A 15,601-nucleotide genomic window follows, 5' to 3' on the forward strand; every position below is an offset into this window, starting at 1 on the left:
CCGGGCGCCGTCACAGGTCGCCGTGGAGCGGCTCGACGTCCGGCAGCGGCCGTGCCGGGTCCTCCCACACCAGCCCCGCCCCTGCCGCCCAGTAGGCGTCGGGGTCCGCCCCGTACGCCCGTCCCCGCAACGTCTGGAACCGCAGCGGCAGCACCTCCGCCCGCCCCGCGTCGGCCAGTTCCTCCCGCAGCCCGCGGTGGAACGGCGCGCACGACACCCCGGGGTCCGGTGGCGGCCTGCGGGTCACGGCCACCCCGTAGCCGGCGTCCCGTACCGCGTGCAGGGACCCCAGTGTGGGCTCCTGGTCGGCGGCCCGGCAGTGCACCGGGACGGTGGTGTCGGGCAGGCCCGACAGCCATGTGGCGGAGGGGGCGCGCGGGCGGCCGCCCGCGCAGTCGGCCCGTTCGTCCTGGAGCGGTCCCGCCTGTACCCGGGCCCACCGGGCGGCGGCCCGGCTGCCCTCGTGGTCCGCCGGGTGGGTGTCCGGAGCGTGGTCGGCCGGGCCGGCCGGGTGGCTGCCCGGAGCGTGGCCGTCAGTGCCGCCGGGGTGGCGCAGCACCACCGGCCGCTGCACGCCCAGCGGTACGCCGCCGGCCACCACCCAGTCCTCGACCGCGAGCCCGAACAGTTCGGGGGCCACGGCCACTTCGAGCAGGGCCGCCGCCACGTGGGTGTCGCACCGCCGGAAGGCTTCGGCGAGCGGGGCCCGCAACCGCTCCGGCAGGTCCGCCACGGTGGCCCGTACGCCCGAGTCCACGGGGGTCAGCCGCCCGGGGTGGGCCGGGCCCGCCAGCACGGAGACCCGCCAGTCGTAGAGGTGCTCCCAGCCGTGCGCCCACACCTCCAGCAGGACGGAGGCCCCGGGCGGCAGTCCGCCGGCCCGCCGGGCCGGGCCGCCCGCGGTCCGGCCGGCCGGGGCCCGGCGGCGGCGCTCCCGCTCGGCGAGGCCCCGCTCGTGGCGCTCGCCGAGTTCGCGCCGCAGCGGCCGCCAGAGCCTCTCGGCCGTGGCCCGTACCCAGTCCCACAGTTCCTCGTCGGCGCCCGGTGTCGGGGGCTCGCGGTAGTCGGCCACGCTGACGTCGGTGGCGTAGCGGAGCATGGCCGCGGCCTCGCCGGTCCCGCCCGGCGGGTCGTGGAGCAGGCCCAGGCCGTCGCGCCAGCTCAGCGGGGCCGGCGGCTGCGGGTCCGGTTCCTCGCCGCGGACGGCCTCGACCAGGGCGCGTACGGCCTCGGAGGAGCTCGGCGGGGGCAGTTCGGCCAGGAGTCCGCACAGGGTGGTGCGTTCTCCGGGGGTGAGCCGGCCCCGCCCGCCGTACGGGTCGCGCTCCTGCGGGGGGAGTTCGCCGTGCACGTCGGTCCAGGTGCGGCGGTTGTCGAGGTCGCTGAGGTGCTGGTCGTAGTGGTACAGGTCGTGGGCCTGCATGATCCGGCGGTAGAGCCCGACCTGCCCGCGCGCGGCCATCGGGAGGGTGCGCAGCTGTACGACGGAGACGGCGAGTCCGCCGCCGCCCGTCTGGCGGCGGGCCTTGACGACGCCGACGACCTCGCCGCGGGCCAGGTCCACGACGGGCCCGCCGGACATGCCGGGGTCGATCTCGTCGTCGTCGGCGAGCCGGATGGCGGCGCCGTTCCCGGCGGTGCCGCGCAGCCGGGTGGTGCGGCCGGTGATCTCGGGGGTGCCGAGGTCCTCGGTGCAGCCGAAGTAGGCGACCTCGTCGAAGCGCGGCCGGGAGCGGTCGGTGAGCCAGACGCAGGCGTGGGAGACGGGGGCCAGGACCCGGACCAGGGCCAGGTCGGGGAGGTCCCACAGGGCGTGCCGGCCGGGCCGCCGTTCCTCCAGGCGCTCGGGCAGTACGCACTCCACGCGCCCGGTGACGGTCCCGGTGACGGCGCCGGGCGCGCCGGGTCCGCCGGGGCGCGGTCTGCCGGAGTGGAAGGTGATGCCGACCTCGCGGCCTGTCAGACGCACGGCGGCACCCCCTTCGCCGACCACGTGCGCGCACGTCAGGACCCAGCCGGGGGCGATGAAGAAACCGCTCCCCCACGTGGGACCGGTCCGATGGCTGCCGGGGTTGTCATACCCGCCCGGCGGGGCGTGGACGCGTACCGTCGCCGCTTGGACGAGGGGTTCGAGGAGCTCGAAGGCGCGCGCCGTCCCGGTCGTGCGCCCGTCGGTCATCCACGCCCCCCGCCCGCTCGTCGGACGTCCAGGCTAGCGTCGGCGGTACCGGGCACGGGAGGTCTCCCGGGCGCCGCGGATTATCCTGGCGGGAAACATTCCCTGCACATCCACATCACGGCACGGAGCCCGACTTGTACTTCACCGATCGCGGCATCGAGGAGCTGGAGAAGCGGCGCGGCGAGGAGGAGGTCACCTTCGAGTGGCTCGCCGAGCAGCTGCGCACCTTCGTCGACCTGAACCCGGACTTCGAGGTCCCGGTGGAGCGCCTGGCCACCTGGCTGGCCCGGCTGGACGACGAGGACGACGAGGACGAGTAGTCGGGTTGGTCGCGCCCTTCGACGGGGCGGTCCGGTTTTGGCCGAATCGGGGACGCCCGAATCGGGGACGCCCGGACGGGCGCCGACCGCCGGGACGCCGAAGCGACTTGTGTCCGGTACGCCGGAGGGGCCCGTCCGCTGCTGCGGACGGGCCCCTCTGCGTGGAGGGCAAGGCTCAGGCGGCCTTGGTCTCCCAGAAGATGCGGTCGATCTCGGCGATGAGGTCGAGGGCCTTCTGGCCGGTCGCCGGGTCGTTCGACGCCTTGGCGGCCGAGAGGGCCTTCAGGGTGTCGTTGACCAGGGTGTGCAGCTGCGGGTACTTCTCGAAGTGCGGCGGCTTGAAGTAGTCGCTCCACAGCACCGAGACGTGGTGCTTGGCGAGCTCGGCGCGCTGCTCCTTGATGGTGATGGCGCGCGCGCGGAAATCGGCGTCGTCGTTGGCCTGGTACTTCTCCTGCACGGCCTTGACGGACTCGGCCTCGATGCGGGCCTGGGCAGGGTCGTACACGCCGCACGGCAGGTCGCAGTGGGCGGAGACCTTCGCCTTGGGGGCGAAGAGGCGGGAAAGCATGGAGTTTGTCCTCCTCGTGATCGTCTTCTCAAGGGGGACATTACTCGCTGGAGAACCGGATTTCGCGGGCGCCCCCATGGGCTTAGGACAAAAGTCCAGGGTCACGGCCGGACCGGTGAGCGAATGTACGGAGCCGTGCGGCAGCATGCGGGAGTGACGAGGAGGACACGCATGGTGGAGAGCGCCCGCCCGCGCAGGCGGTTCGAGGTGGTGGAGGTGACGGGCCCGTCGATGGTGCCCACGCTGCTGGACGGGGACCGGCTCGTGGTCCGCTACGGGGCCGTCGTCCGGCCGGGCGACATCGTGGTGCTGCGCCATCCGTTCCAGCAGGACCTGCTCGTGGTCAAGCGCGCGGTGGAGCGGCGGCCCGGCGGCTCCTGGTGGGTGCTGGGCGACAACCCGTACAACGAGACCGGCGACAGCACCGTCTACGGGGCGGTGCCCGGGGAGCTGGTGCTGGCGACGGCGGTCCTGCGGTTCCGGCCGCGCGAGGAGGATCAGCGCTCGCTGAGGGCCCGGCTGTCCTGGGCGGCCTCGTCGCTGCGGGTGCTGCGGGCCGACGCCTCGGCCTCCAGCCGCTTGCGGGCGCGGTAGGCGGCCACGTTCGCCCTGGTGGCGCAGCGGTCCGAGCAGTAGCGCCGGGAGCGGTTGGTGGAGGTGTCGAGGTAGGCGTTGCGGCAGGGCGCGGCCTGGCACAGGCCGAGGCGGTCGGGGCCGTGCTCGGTGAGGGCGAAGGCCAATCCCATCGCGGCCATGGCGGCGTAGCCGGCCGAGGCGTTCGAGGGGTGTTCGGCGAGGTGGATGTGCCAGTCGGGGCGGCCGTCGTCGTCGAGGGTCTCGTGGCCGGAGACCTGGGGGCTGACGGGGAACTCCATGAGCAGCGAGTTCAGCAGGTCGACCGCGAGGACGTGGTCGCCGCCGTCGGCGGCCTCGAAGACGGCCCGCAGCCGGCCGCGCACGTTGCGGAAGCGGGTGATGTCGGTGTCCGTGACGCGGCGTGCCATCTGCTGGCTGGCGCCGAACAGGGCGCGGACGGCGTCCACCGAAGTGAGCGCGTCCTTGTTGCGGGCCGGCTCCTCGGTGTTGACCAGGCGCACGGCGAAGTCCGAGTAATGGGCCAGTTCCACTTGTAGTCCTTACGGCTGCGGATTAATGTCTCTCGTAACAGCTGAGACGTCTTCGAGGGTATTACGTAGGGAGGGGTTCGGGATGGCGGATGCGACGGACACGGCGGACACGACCGGCGCGGGGCGGACCGGTACCGACTGGCAGGCCTGGCAGGACAGCTGGGACCGCCAGCAGGAGTGGTACATGCCCGACCGCGAGGAGCGGTTCCGGGTGATGCTGGACATGGTCGAGGCACTGGTGGGACCCACCCCCCGGGTGCTGGATCTCGCATGCGGTACGGGAAGTATTACGGACCGCGTCCTCAAGCGGTTCCCGGGAGCCACCAGTACGGGCGTCGATCTCGACCCCGCGCTGTTGACCATCGCCCGGGGCCACTTCTGCGGGGACGAGCGGGTCTCGTTCGTGACCGCCGACCTCAAGGACCCCGAGTGGCGCTCGGCCCTCCCGCACGACGGCCGCGAAGGCTACGACGTCATCCTGACCGCCACCGCCCTGCACTGGCTGCACAGCAAGGACCTGGCCGTGCTGTACGGGCAGCTCGCCCCGCTGCTGGTCCCCGGCGGGGCGTTCATGAACGCCGACCACATGCCCGACCCGGCCACCCCCCGCATCAACGCCGCCGAGCGCGCCCACCGGCACGCCGGCATGGACCGGGCCAAGGCGTCCGGGGCGGTGGACTGGCGCGAATGGTGGGCCCTGGCCGCCGCCGACCCGGCGCTGGCCGAGCCCACCGCCCGCCGCTTCGAGATCTACGGGGAGCACGCCGACGGCGACACCCCCTCCGCGGCCTGGCACGCCGAGACCCTGCGCGCCGCGGGCTTCGCGGAGGCCCGTACGGTCTGGCGCTCGCCCTCCGACGCGCTGGTCCTGGGTCTGAAGTAGGGAATCCGGGACGGGGGCGGAAGCAGCACGCGGACACGGCCGAGGGGCGGTACGGATTCCCGTACCGCCCCTCGGCCGTGTCCGCGTGCGGCGGCCGGCGCCGCCGACTACAGCACCTTGGAAAGGAACGCCTTCGTCCGCTCGTGCTGGGGGTTGCCCAGCACCTCGCGCGGGTGACCCGACTCGACGACTACGCCGCCGTCCATGAAGACGAGGTTGTCGCCGACCTCGCGGGCGAAGCCCATCTCGTGGGTGACCACGATCATGGTCATGCCCGACTCGGCGAGGTCCCGCATGACGTCCAGGACGTCACCGACCAGCTCGGGGTCGAGGGCGGAGGTGGGCTCGTCGAAGAGCATCAGCTTCGGCTCCATGGCGAGCGCGCGGGCGATCGCCACGCGCTGCTGCTGGCCGCCGGAGAGCTGGGAGGGGTAGTTCCCGCCCTTCTCGCCCAGGCCCACCCGGTCCAGGAGGCGGACGGCACGCTCGCGCGCCACCGCCTTGGACTCGCCCTTCACCATGACCGGCGCTTCCATGACGTTCTCTATGGCCGTCATGTGCGGGAACAGGTTGAAGCGCTGGAAGACCATGCCGATGTCCCGGCGCTGGGCCGCGACCTCGCTGTCCTTCAGCTCGTAGAGCTTGTCGCCCTTCTGGCGGTAGCCGACGAGGTCCCCGTCGACGTACAGCCGTCCGGCGTTGATCTGCTCCAGGTGGTTGATGCACCGCAGGAAGGTCGACTTGCCGGAGCCGGACGGGCCGACCAGGCAGAAGACCTCACGCGGGGCGACCTCCAGGTCGATGCCCTTGAGGATGTGCGCCGCACCGTAGGACTTGTGGACGCCCTCGGCCTTCACCATGGCAGTCATCAGGCCACCGCCTTGCTGTTCGAGAAGCTGGACAGCTTCGCCTTGATCTTCTGCAGCGGCGTGGGCGGCAGGGTCCGGAGCGCACCACGGGCGTAGCGGCGCTCCAGGTAGTACTGGCCGACGCTGAACACGCTGGTCAGCGCGAGGTACCAGATCGAGGCGACGAAGAACATCTCCATGACCGCGAACGAGGTCGAGGCGATGTCCTGGGCCGCGCGCAGCAGGTCGAAGTACTGCACGGCGACGACGAGCGACGACGTCTTGAGCATGTTGATGAACTCGTTGCCCGACGGAGGCACGATCACCCGCATGGCCTGCGGCAGGACGACGCGGCGCATGGTCTGCGTCCGGGTCATGCCCAGCGCGTGCGAGGCCTCGGTCTGGCCCTCGTCGACCGACTGGATGCCGGCACGGACGATCTCCGCCATGTACGCGCCCTCGTTGAGGCCCAGACCCAGCAGGGCCGCCAGGAACGGCGTCATGACCTGGGTCATCTCGTCCTTGTAGAACCCGAGGTTCAGGATCGGGAAGATCAGGGCGAGGTTGAACCAGATGAGGAGCTGCACGTACACCGGGGTGCCGCGGAAGAGCCAGATGTAGAACCAGGCGATGGTGCTGGTCACCGGGTTCTTCGAGAGCCGCATGACGGCGAAGAGGACGCCGAGCGCCAGGCCCAGGGCCATGGCGGTGACGCTGATCCAGATCGTGTTGACGACGCCTCGGAGGATCGAGGGGTCGAACAGCTTCTCCGGCACGGTCGCCCAGCGCACGTTGCCCTGGGAGAAGGCGACGATGAGCGCCACGACCAGGCCGATGACGACCACGGCACTGATCCAGCGGCCGTAGTGGCGGACCGGGATGGCACGGATCGCCTCGGGGGGGACGGAACCGGCCGGCGGGGTGTCCGCCGGACCCGGGTCCTTGTCGAGCTTGTCAGTCACAGTGACTGCCCTTCAGTGTGCTGCGGTGGTACGCGGAGGTCAGGAACCGGCGTTGATCTTGGCCTCGGTCACGGCGCCGGAACCGGCGTTCCACTTGTCCAGGGCGGCCTTGTAGGTGCCGTCCTTGATGATCGCGTCGAGGGCTTCCTTGAGCGCGTCGCGCAGCTCGGTGTTCTTCTTGTCCACCGCGATGCCGAAGAGGCCGGCGTCGGTCGGGTTGGCGATGGCCTCGAAGTCGTTGCCGCCGCCGGCGGTCTGCGCGATGTACGCGGCGACCGGGGAGTCGTTCAGGTCGGCGGCGGCGCCACCGGCCTTCACGCGGGTCTGGGCCTCGGCGTCGGTCGGGAAGGACTCGACCTTGAGCTCACCCTTGCCGTCCGTCTTGCACTTCTCGGCCTGGGTCTTCGCGGACTCCTCGTACGTGGTGCCGCGCTGGACGGCGACCGTCTTGCCGCACAGGTCGTCGAGGGTCTTGATGCCCTGCGGGTTGCCCTTCTTGACCAGGATGCCGGTCGAGGCGGAGAAGTAGTCGACGAAGTCGACGCCGGCACCGGTCTTGGCGCCCTTGTCGTCCAGGCCCTCCTGACGGGCCTTGGTGTCGGTGAGGGAGGACATGACCAGGTCGCTGCGGCCGGTCTGCATGCTGCCGATCAGCGTGTCGAAGGTGCCCGACTCGAACTTGAACTGGACGCCGAGCTGCTTGCTCAGGGCCGCCGCCACGTCGGGGTCGACGCCGACGATCTTGCCACCCTCGGTGAACTCCATCGGCGCGTAGGTCGCGTCGGTGCCGACCTTGATCACACCGGCGTCCTGGATCTTCTTCGGGAGCTTCGAGAAGAGCGGCGCGCTGCTGTTGTTCGCCGCACCCGACGGGGTCGACGACGCCTTGTCGGTCTGGTCGCCACAACCGGTGAGGATCAGGGCGCCGGCGACCGCGATCGCGCCGACCGCGGCGATCCGGGACCGGGCGGCGGTCGTACGACGGGTGGTGCTTGCGGTCATGGCTTCGTTCCTCCGACAGGGGTGGAAAAGCATCGAAAAACGGTCGGACACGCACCATCGAGTGTCGCGACCTTGTGTGATTACGGCATCTTGCCATTCGGACTGAGACATTCAGGCTGCCCGTCAGGTCAAAATCGCATAACGGGCGACACGGGTAGGCCAACAGGACTGCGGGCAAGGGGGTTCGAGGCCGCAGATACTGCCGTGACCAGGCCTTTTGAGCGCAGTTTCTACGGAGCGTCTCGCCCACCGGACGCGAAGGTTTGGACTTTTCGCCAAAAGGCGGGCAGTTGACCTACGGTTGAGCCGGAATCGACTCGTCTGAGCGAGCGTTCTTCGGGTAGAACAGATCCTTACACCCCTCATCCGGGGCTCAGGGCGCGCGTGCGGCGCGCCCGCGCGTACGAACCTCCCCTTCGCGGAGACGGGCCAACCGTCGATGCGGAGTACGGACGCGGTGCCCGCCCACCCCTTAACCAGGAGTGGCCACCCTCAACGAACAAAAGGAATTAAGGGGTCACACGAAGTGGCAGCGGAGATCGTCAACCCTCGCAGCGACAGTGCGACGGACAACAACCCCGACGCGGTGTTCGCACTGCACCGGGGCGGCAAGATGGCCATCCAGGCAACCGTTCCGGTGAACGACAAGGACGACCTGTCCCTGGCGTACACCCCGGGCGTGGCGAAGGTGTGCACCGCCATCGCCGAGCAGCCGGAGCTGGTGAACGAGTACACCTGGAAGTCCAACGTGGTCGCCGTCGTCACCGACGGTACGGCCGTGCTCGGCCTCGGTGACATCGGCCCGGAAGCCTCCCTCCCCGTGATGGAGGGCAAGGCCATCCTCTTCAAGCAGTTCGGCGGTGTCGACGCGGTCCCGATCGCGCTCGCCACCAAGGACACCGACGAGATCGTCGAGACGGTCATCCGTCTGGCGCCCTCCTTCGGCGGGGTGAACCTGGAGGACATCTCCGCCCCCCGCTGCTTCGAGATCGAGCGGCGCCTCCAGGAGGCGCTGGACATCCCGATCTTCCACGACGACCAGCACGGCACGGCCATCGTGACGCTGGCCGCGCTGCGCAACGCCGCCAAGCTCACGGGTCGCACCCTCGGCGACCTGCGCGCCGTGATCGCGGGCGCGGGCGCGGCGGGCATCGCCATCGCCAAGATCCTCGTGGACGCGGGCATCGGCGATGTCTGCGTCACCGACCGCAAGGGCGTCGTGTCGGCGGACCGCTCCGATCTGACGGACGTCAAGGCGGAGATCGCGGGCCTGACCAACAAGACGGGCCAGACCGGCTCGCTGGAGCAGGCCCTCGCCGGCGCGGACGTGTTCATCGGCGTCTCCGGCGGCTCCGTCGCCGAGGAGGCGGTGGCCACCATGGCGAAGGACGCGTTCGTCTTCGCCATGGCCAACCCGAACCCGGAGGTCCACCCGGACGTCGCGCACAAGTACGCGGCGGTCGTGGCCACGGGCCGTTCGGACTTCCCGAACCAGATCAACAACGTGCTGGCGTTCCCGGGCATCTTCGCGGGCGCCTTCAAGGTGCGCGCCACCCGGATCACCGAGGGCATGAAGATCGCCGCCGCCGACGCCATCGCCGGTGTCGTCGGTGACGAGCTCGCCGCCGACTACGTGATCCCCTCGCCGTTCGACGAGCGCGTCGCGGAGGCGGTCGCCGCGGCCGTCGCCGCCGCGGCCAAGGCCGACGGCGTGGCCCGCCTGGTCTGACACGGACCGGAGCAGTACGCGAAGAGGCCCGACCGGATCCACTCCGGCCGGGCCTCTTCGCGTGTGTGCGGCGCTCGCGCGGTGCGGCCCCGGCGGGCCCTGTCGGCCGCGGGAGCGGGCGGGGTGCGACGAAGGCCTCACCCGTGCGGTCGCGGGAGGTCTGGAACGGGGACCTACCGAGCGGTAGCGTCGCCGCATGTTCGCTGCCTATGCCGCCCGAATCGACCGTGACCAGCCGCTGAACGGCCTTGTGCTGGGCGACCGCCCCGCGCCCGAGGCCCGCCCCGGCTGGGTGACCGTGAACGTCAAGGCCGCCTCCCTCAACCACCACGACCTGTGGTCGCTGCGCGGGGTCGGCCTCGGCGAGGAGAGCCTCCCGATGATCCTCGGCTGCGACGCGGCCGGGATCGACCAGGACGGCAACGAGGTCGTCCTGCACTCCGTGATCGGCCAGAGCGGCTACGGGGTCGGCCCGGAAGAGCCCCGCTCGATCCTGACCGAGCGCTACCAGGGGACCTTCGCCGAGCAGGTGACCGTCCCCGCCTGGAACGTCCTGCGCAAGCCCGCCGAGCTGTCCTTCGAGGAGGCCGCCTGCCTTCCGACGGCCTGGCTGACCGCGTACCGGATGCTGTTCACCAACGCCGGGGTCCGCCCCGGGGACTCCGTCCTGGTCCAGGGTGCCGGCGGCGGGGTCGCGACCGCCGCGATCGCCCTCGGCAAGGCGGCGGGCCTGCGGGTCTTCGCCACCAGCCGCGACGAGGCCAAGCGCAAGCGGGCCGTGGAGCTCGGCGCGGTCGAGGCGTTCGAGCCGGGTGCGCGGCTGCCGCAGCGGGTGGACGCGGTGATCGAGACCGTGGGTGCCGCCACCTGGTCCCATTCGGTGAAGTCCCTGCGTCCCGGCGGCACCCTGGTGATCTCCGGCGCCACGAGCGGGGACCGCCCGGCGCACGCCGAGCTGACCCGGATCTTCTTCCTGGAGCTGAAGGTCGTCGGCTCGACGATGGGCTCGAAGGACGAGCTGGAGGACCTCCTCGCCTTCTGCGCCACGACCGGGCTGCGGCCGGTGATCGACGAGGTCCTGCCGCTGGACCGGGCGCGCGAGGGCTTCGAGAAGCTCGCGTCGGGCGACCTCTTCGGCAAGATCGTCCTCAAGCCCTGACCCTCTCGATGTCAACTGGGGTTGACGAGGCTCCCGCGTCAACCTACATTGACATGCATGACCGAAGCCACTGATCTCGCCGAGCGGGCCGGTGACCGGGACCCGCGCGTGGGCCTGCGTGCCGTGGCCGCCCTCCGCAGGCTGCTGGAGCAGCTGGAGGCCGTACAGGTACGCAGCGCCCGCGCGCAGGGCTGGTCCTGGCAGGAGATCGCGGCCGAGCTCGGCGTCAGCCGGCAGGCCGTGCACAAGAAGTACGGGAGGCTCTGATGTTCGAACGCTTCACCCGTGACGCCCGGTCGACCGTGACCGGGGCGGTGGCCGAGGCCCGGCAGGCCCGGGCTGCCACCGTCACCGAGGAGCACCTGCTGCTGTCCCTGCTGGCCCTGGGCGCCCTGGACCCCCTCGGCGTGGACCGCGCGGCGGTGGCCGCCGACCTCGCGGCGGCCCGCCGCCGGGGCGGCATGTCCAGGGCGGACGAGGAGGCGCTCGCCGGACTCGGCATCGACCTCACCGAGATCGTCTCCCGGATCGAGGAGACCCACGGCGAAGGCGCCCTCGCGGCGCCCGCGCCGCGCCGGCGGACCCTGGGCTCCTCGCTCCGCTCGGCCCTGGGGCGCGCCGAGCCGGACGACCGCGGCGGCAGCCGCCACGTCCCCTTCACCGAGGGCTCGAAGAAGGTGCTGGAGCAGTCCCTGCGCATCGCGCTGGGCCGCAAGGACCACCACATCGGCACCCTGCACCTGCTGCTGGCCCTGCTCTCCCGCCCCGGCACCACCTCCGAGGTCCTGACGGACCACGGCATCACCTACGCCACGGCGGAGACGCGCCTCGCGGCGTAGCCGCCCCGGTCCTTCGGCCTCGCCAGGGGGGCACCTCCCAGCGGTAGCTGGGGGAGTTCGAGGCGCGGGGTCCGGGGCGGCGCCCCGGCAGCGGCGGCGCGGTCGGGCTACGGCTTGGCGCCGAGCGTCGTTGCCAGCCGGGCCACGGCGGCCGCGAGGTGGTCGCGGGCCTCGGCCACCCGGGCCGCGGTCACCCCGTGGTCCCGCGCGGCGTCGCGCACCTCGTCGCGGAAGCGGTCCAGGAGCCGGTCCAGGTCGCGGGCCGGGTCGCCGGTCGGCGCCAGGTCCGCGGCCCAGCCCGAAGCCCGGCCCGCGTCCGCCGCATCGGGCCTGCCCGCCGCGCCGGCGCCGTGGGTGCCGCCACCGAGCCAGGCGCCGGCCAGACCTCCCAGGACGCCGCCGGACTTGGCGAACTGCTCCTGGAGCTGGCCCGCGATGCGCTGGACCTCCTCGCGGGCCCGGTCCTGGGCCTCCTTGGCCTGGCGTCGGGCCGTCTGCGCCTCCTCGCGGGCCCGGCGGCTCTCGTCCTTCGCCCGGCGGGCCTGCTCCTTCCACTCCTGCCTGGCCTTGCGCAGCTCCTCCTTGGCCGCCTTCCAGGAATCGTCCTCGCCCACCTGGGTCGCCGACGCGGAGGCCGCCGCCCGCATCTCGCGCCGCAGGTCGCCCGCCGCGCCCCGGACGTCGCTGCGGATCTCGGCGGCCAGTTCGGTGACCGAGTCGCGGATCTCCAGCTCCAGGTCGGCCAGCTCGCCGCCGCGGTCGGCCAGCTCGGCGCGGCCGGCCTCGGTGATGGAGTACACCTTGCGCCCGCCCTCGGTGGCGTACGTGACCAGGCCCTCCGCCTCCAGCTTCGACAGGCGCGGGTAGACCGTGCCCGCCGAGGGGGCGTAGAGGCCCTGGAAGCGCTCCTCCAGCAGGCGGATCACCTCGTAGCCGTGGCGCGGGGCCTCGTCCAGCAGCTTGAGGAGGTAGAGGCGGAGGCGGCCGTGGGCGAAGACGGGCGGCATGTCAGAGCACCTTCTTGTCGAGCGCGAGCGGGGCGGGGGCGTCGGGGTCGGCCTGCGGGCGGCGCAGCAGGGCGATGCCGCCGGAGACGGTGGTGGCCCGCAGGGTGCCGGCGCCGGAACCGAGGGTGCCGGTGATCCGCTTGGCGCCGAGCTGGCCGGAGACCCGCAGGTCCTCGAAGGCGTTGGAGACGCCGCCGGTGGCGGTGTTGGCCTCGACGCGGGCGTCGGCGGGGTGCGGGAGGCGGATGGCGACCTGGCCGGAGACGGAGTTCAGGGCGATGTCGACGGGGCGCTCGGCGTCCGGGCCGGGGTCCAGGTCGATCAGCATGTCGCCGCTGACCGAGTCGGCGCGCACGCTCACGCCCGCGCCGTCCACGACGGTCAGGCCGCCGGAGACCGAGTGGAAGCCGAGGTCGCCGGTGACGGACTGGGCCTCGACGCTGCCGGAAACGGTGTGCGCCTTGACCCGGCCGGACAGTCCGACCAGCGTGGCGTCGCCGGAGACCCCCTTGACGTCGGTTTCGGCGGAGATGCCGGACACGAAGGCCGCGGCGTCGACCGTGGCGACGTGGACGCGGGTGGCGGCGGGCACGGTGAGGGTGACCGCCGCGCGGCGCTCCCACACCTTGCGGCCGGAGGACGAGGAACCGGACCAGGCCTTCCAGGGCTTGTCCTCGAACCACTGCTTGAGGCCCTGGGAGCCGTTCCAGGGCACGTCCTCGTAGGAGACGGTGAGGGTGCCGCCCTCCTGCACGACGTACAGGGGCGGTCCGTCGACCTCGGTCACCTCCAGGCGGGCCGGGCCCTCCTCGGCGGCGACCACGTTCACCGTTCCACTGACGACGCGTACGCGGAGCTCGGTCACCGGCTCCTCGAAGGTGAGCTTCTGCGGTTCGGCGAAGTGCCACGTCGACCGCGACGGCTGGGACGACTGCTCTGACATGGTGCTGATCCTCCTCGTGCGTTCACGGACAGGCTCGACGCACGCAACATATCGCGTCTTCTGAGAACACGATATATCGCGGTTGGGTGAAGTCAAGCATCGTGTCGCAATCCGCCATTTGGGGGTGATTTGCCTTAGTGTGTGAGCATGTCAATTTCCGGGCCCCCGACCGGCGGGCTGCTCCTCTGCCGCGCCGAACCGCTCGCCGCACGCTCCCCCGCGCACCTGCTGCGCCTGCGCCTGCTGCTCGCCCCGGCCGGCGCGTGGACGGTGCTCGTTCCCGAGGACAAGCCGTGGCTGGCGGGCGAGGAGGGCGCGGCCGAGGCGTTCTCCGGCTGGGGTTCGACGATCGCCGTCGGCACCGACTGGCCGGTGCTGGGCCTGTGGTGGGAGGGCGGCAGAGCCGGGTTCTCGCTGGCCGGCGGCTTCCGGCGGACCGTTTCCCAGGAGTGGGACGCCGCCGGGCGGCCGTCCGGCGATCCCGACGCGATGCGGACCCTGGCGGCGCGGCTCGGGCTGGATCCCGTACTCGACCTGGAGGAGCTGGAGCGGCTCACCCGCCCCGACTCCGCGCCGGGCGTGGACGGCCCGGCCCGGCTGCGCGGGCTGACCGCGCTGCTGACCCGCGCCGGGCTGACCCTGCCGCCCGGCCTGACGCCGGGCGAACCGGCCGACCGACTGCGGGGCGCGGCCCGGATGGCGCCGGGCGTCGAGGCGCTGGAGTGGTCGGGCCGGCGCGACGCCCTGCGGGCCCGGCTCGACGTGGTGGAGGGGGGCCCGCTGGGCCCGTGGGTCCGCGGTCCGAGGGCCCGGCGGCTGGGTGCGGCCCAGGTCGCCGCGGGGGCTCCGCTCCTGGCGTGGGCGGCCCGGCGCCGGAGCCCGGCGTGGGCCGCGGCGGGCGCCTTCCTACTGGCCCAGGGCGCCCTCTCGCTGGCCTACGACCGGGCGCGCGCCCGGAGTCAGCCTGCCGGGGCTCGCCGGGGGCCGGGTCAGGCGGCCTCCAGCAGAGGGCTCGCGTGGTGGTGCAGCCACGCCCGGTACGGGGGCGTGCGCAGGGCCGCCTCGCGGTAGGCCGCGCGGAGGTCCTCGTAGACCTCGGCATGTGCGCCCGGACGGGTCGCCAGGAGCAGCCGCACGGCCAGGGGGTCCCCGCACAGCGGCCGGATCGCCATGTCCTCGCGCGGCCCGGAGGTCGGCTGGCAGGGTGCGACCGCCTCGCCGGAGATGATCAGCGAGGTCGCCGTGTGGTAATCGGTGTGCAGTACCGGCGGGTCGAGCCCGGCCCCGGCGAAGACCCTGCGCAGGCCGTCCCATTCACCGTCGACCGACGGATCCACCGCCCAGCGGTCCGCGGCCAGGTCCCGTAAGGAGACGATCTCCTGTCTCGCGGCGGGATGGTCCCTCGGCATCGAGACGAACTGCGGCTCCCGCTCCATCAGCACGTGCGTCTGGAGCCCCTCGGGCACCCGCAGCGGGCTGCCCTCCACCTCGTGCACGAACGCCACGTCCAGCTGCCCGGCGGCGACCATCCTGAGCAGCGCGTTCGCCGAGACGTCCACCAGGAGGGAGGTCTCGGTGTCCGGCAGCCGCCGGTGGAGGCGCCGCAGCCATCCCGGGAGCGCCCGGCTGGCCGTCGAGCCGATGCGCAGCCGCGGGCCGTGGGCCTGCGCCCGGGCCTCCGCCACCAGCGCGGCCATGTCGGCGAGAAGCGGCCGGGCCCGGCCCAGCACGGTGCGGCCGAAAGGAGTGGGCCGGCAGCCGGTCCGCTCGCGCAGGAACAGCTCGCCGTCCAGGGCCCGTTCGATACGGCGCAACTGGGTCGTCAACGAGGGCTGGCTCACGCCGAGTTGCCGGGCGGCCTTGTGCAGGCTGCCGGCGTCGGCGATGGCGCACAGCGCGCGCAGGTGCCTGACCTCAAGCTCCATGCCCCGAGGGTAGGCCGGGCCCGTGGACCGCACCAGCCACCGATAGCCCCCCGAATCCCGCCATTCTCATGCTAGTTGGGCTGTCGAAATCTTCCCGATAGGACGGC

17 protein-coding genes are annotated in these 15,601 nt (G+C 72.5%); 8 read left to right on the forward strand and 9 right to left on the reverse strand.

Annotation, left to right across the window (positions count from 1 at the left end; translation table 11 throughout):
• Positions 1-10: 10 nt before the first annotated feature.
• A complete protein-coding gene (locus OHA91_RS13220; protein ID WP_031151661.1) occupies positions 11-2,179 on the reverse strand; it encodes a VMAP-C domain-containing protein in 2,169 nt (722 codons plus the stop codon).
• A 134-nt stretch (positions 2,180-2,313) separates the two neighbouring features.
• Here OHA91_RS13220 and OHA91_RS13225 point away from each other — a divergent pair, with 134 nt between their 5' ends.
• Positions 2,314-2,499: a DUF6104 family protein gene (locus OHA91_RS13225; RefSeq protein WP_010061466.1), complete on the forward strand. Its 186-nt coding sequence runs from the start codon at positions 2,314-2,316 to the stop codon at positions 2,497-2,499.
• Between the two features lie 175 nt (positions 2,500-2,674).
• Here OHA91_RS13225 and sodN read toward each other — a convergent pair whose 3' ends face one another.
• Positions 2,675-3,070: a superoxide dismutase, Ni gene (sodN, locus tag OHA91_RS13230; protein ID WP_030036761.1), complete on the reverse strand. Its 396-nt coding sequence runs from the start codon at positions 3,068-3,070 to the stop codon at positions 2,675-2,677.
• Positions 3,071-3,241: 171 nt separating this feature from the next.
• On the opposite strand from sodN, the gene OHA91_RS13235 reads away from it, so the two are divergent.
• Positions 3,242-3,664 (forward strand): S24 family peptidase, encoded by a 423-nt coding sequence (locus OHA91_RS13235; protein WP_031151660.1) that lies wholly within the window; start codon positions 3,242-3,244, stop codon positions 3,662-3,664.
• On the opposite strand, the gene OHA91_RS13240 is transcribed toward OHA91_RS13235, so the two are convergent.
• Positions 3,568-4,197 (reverse strand): CGNR zinc finger domain-containing protein, encoded by a 630-nt coding sequence (locus OHA91_RS13240; RefSeq protein ID WP_031151659.1) that lies wholly within the window; start codon positions 4,195-4,197, stop codon positions 3,568-3,570. The two genes, OHA91_RS13235 and OHA91_RS13240, sit on opposite strands and share 97 nt — an antisense overlap.
• A gap of 82 nt (positions 4,198-4,279) precedes the next feature.
• On the opposite strand from OHA91_RS13240, the gene OHA91_RS13245 reads away from it, so the two are divergent.
• Entirely contained in the window at positions 4,280-5,080 is an 801-nt protein-coding gene (locus tag OHA91_RS13245; RefSeq protein WP_328739269.1) for a class I SAM-dependent methyltransferase, read from the forward strand.
• A 107-nt stretch (positions 5,081-5,187) separates the two neighbouring features.
• Here OHA91_RS13245 and OHA91_RS13250 read toward each other — a convergent pair whose 3' ends face one another.
• Genes OHA91_RS13250 through OHA91_RS13260 form a run of 3 tightly spaced genes read right to left on the reverse strand, consistent with a single transcriptional unit; the run spans position 5,188 to position 7,892 of the window.
• Entirely contained in the window at positions 5,188-5,949 is a 762-nt protein-coding gene (locus OHA91_RS13250; protein ID WP_030849853.1) for an amino acid ABC transporter ATP-binding protein, read from the reverse strand.
• Positions 5,949-6,890, reverse strand: a complete 942-nt coding sequence (locus OHA91_RS13255; protein ID WP_031151657.1) for an amino acid ABC transporter permease — start codon at positions 6,888-6,890, stop codon at positions 5,949-5,951. Before OHA91_RS13255 ends, OHA91_RS13250 begins: the two co-directional genes overlap by 1 nt.
• 39 nt (positions 6,891-6,929) lie before the next feature.
• Entirely contained in the window at positions 6,930-7,892 is a 963-nt protein-coding gene (locus OHA91_RS13260) for an ABC transporter substrate-binding protein (RefSeq protein WP_031151656.1), read from the reverse strand.
• Between the two features lie 526 nt (positions 7,893-8,418).
• Here OHA91_RS13260 and OHA91_RS13265 point away from each other — a divergent pair.
• From OHA91_RS13265 to OHA91_RS13280, 4 genes are all read left to right on the forward strand, one after another.
• Positions 8,419-9,621 carry an NAD(P)-dependent malic enzyme gene (locus tag OHA91_RS13265; protein WP_031151655.1) on the forward strand — a complete coding sequence of 401 codons (1,203 nt, stop codon included), beginning with the start codon at positions 8,419-8,421 and terminating at the stop codon, positions 9,619-9,621.
• A 196-nt stretch (positions 9,622-9,817) separates the two neighbouring features.
• Positions 9,818-10,780 carry a zinc-binding dehydrogenase gene (locus OHA91_RS13270; protein WP_328739270.1) on the forward strand — a complete coding sequence of 321 codons (963 nt, stop codon included), beginning with the start codon at positions 9,818-9,820 and terminating at the stop codon, positions 10,778-10,780.
• A gap of 57 nt (positions 10,781-10,837) precedes the next feature.
• Positions 10,838-11,047 (forward strand): helix-turn-helix domain-containing protein, encoded by a 210-nt coding sequence (locus OHA91_RS13275; RefSeq protein ID WP_030013034.1) that lies wholly within the window; start codon positions 10,838-10,840, stop codon positions 11,045-11,047.
• Positions 11,047-11,619: a Clp protease N-terminal domain-containing protein gene (locus tag OHA91_RS13280; RefSeq protein WP_031151653.1), complete on the forward strand. Its 573-nt coding sequence runs from the start codon at positions 11,047-11,049 to the stop codon at positions 11,617-11,619. The genes OHA91_RS13275 and OHA91_RS13280 overlap by 1 nt, the downstream gene beginning before the upstream one ends.
• Before the next feature lie 107 nt (positions 11,620-11,726).
• On the opposite strand, the gene OHA91_RS13285 is transcribed toward OHA91_RS13280, so the two are convergent.
• Both OHA91_RS13285 and OHA91_RS13290 read right to left on the reverse strand, forming a co-directional pair.
• Positions 11,727-12,626 carry a PadR family transcriptional regulator gene (locus OHA91_RS13285; RefSeq protein WP_031151652.1) on the reverse strand — a complete coding sequence of 300 codons (900 nt, stop codon included), beginning with the start codon at positions 12,624-12,626 and terminating at the stop codon, positions 11,727-11,729.
• Position 12,627: 1 nt separating this feature from the next.
• The gene (locus tag OHA91_RS13290; protein ID WP_031151651.1) at positions 12,628-13,569 is read right to left on the reverse strand and encodes a DUF4097 family beta strand repeat-containing protein; all 942 of its coding nucleotides are present in this window, start codon (positions 13,567-13,569) and stop codon (positions 12,628-12,630) included.
• Between the two features lie 153 nt (positions 13,570-13,722).
• Here OHA91_RS13290 and OHA91_RS13295 point away from each other — a divergent pair, with 153 nt between their 5' ends.
• Positions 13,723-14,640 (forward strand): hypothetical protein, encoded by a 918-nt coding sequence (locus OHA91_RS13295; RefSeq protein ID WP_328741131.1) that lies wholly within the window; start codon positions 13,723-13,725, stop codon positions 14,638-14,640.
• Here the strand turns inward: OHA91_RS13295 and OHA91_RS13300 are convergent.
• Entirely contained in the window at positions 14,559-15,494 is a 936-nt protein-coding gene (locus tag OHA91_RS13300) for a LysR family transcriptional regulator (RefSeq protein ID WP_031151649.1), read from the reverse strand. The genes OHA91_RS13295 and OHA91_RS13300 overlap by 82 nt on opposite strands.
• Between the last annotated feature and the right edge of the window lie 107 nt (positions 15,495-15,601).

Origin of the sequence: Streptomyces erythrochromogenes (assembly GCF_036170895.1) — a bacterium.
Classification (GTDB): Bacteria; Actinomycetota; Actinomycetes; order Streptomycetales; family Streptomycetaceae; genus Streptomyces; species Streptomyces erythrochromogenes.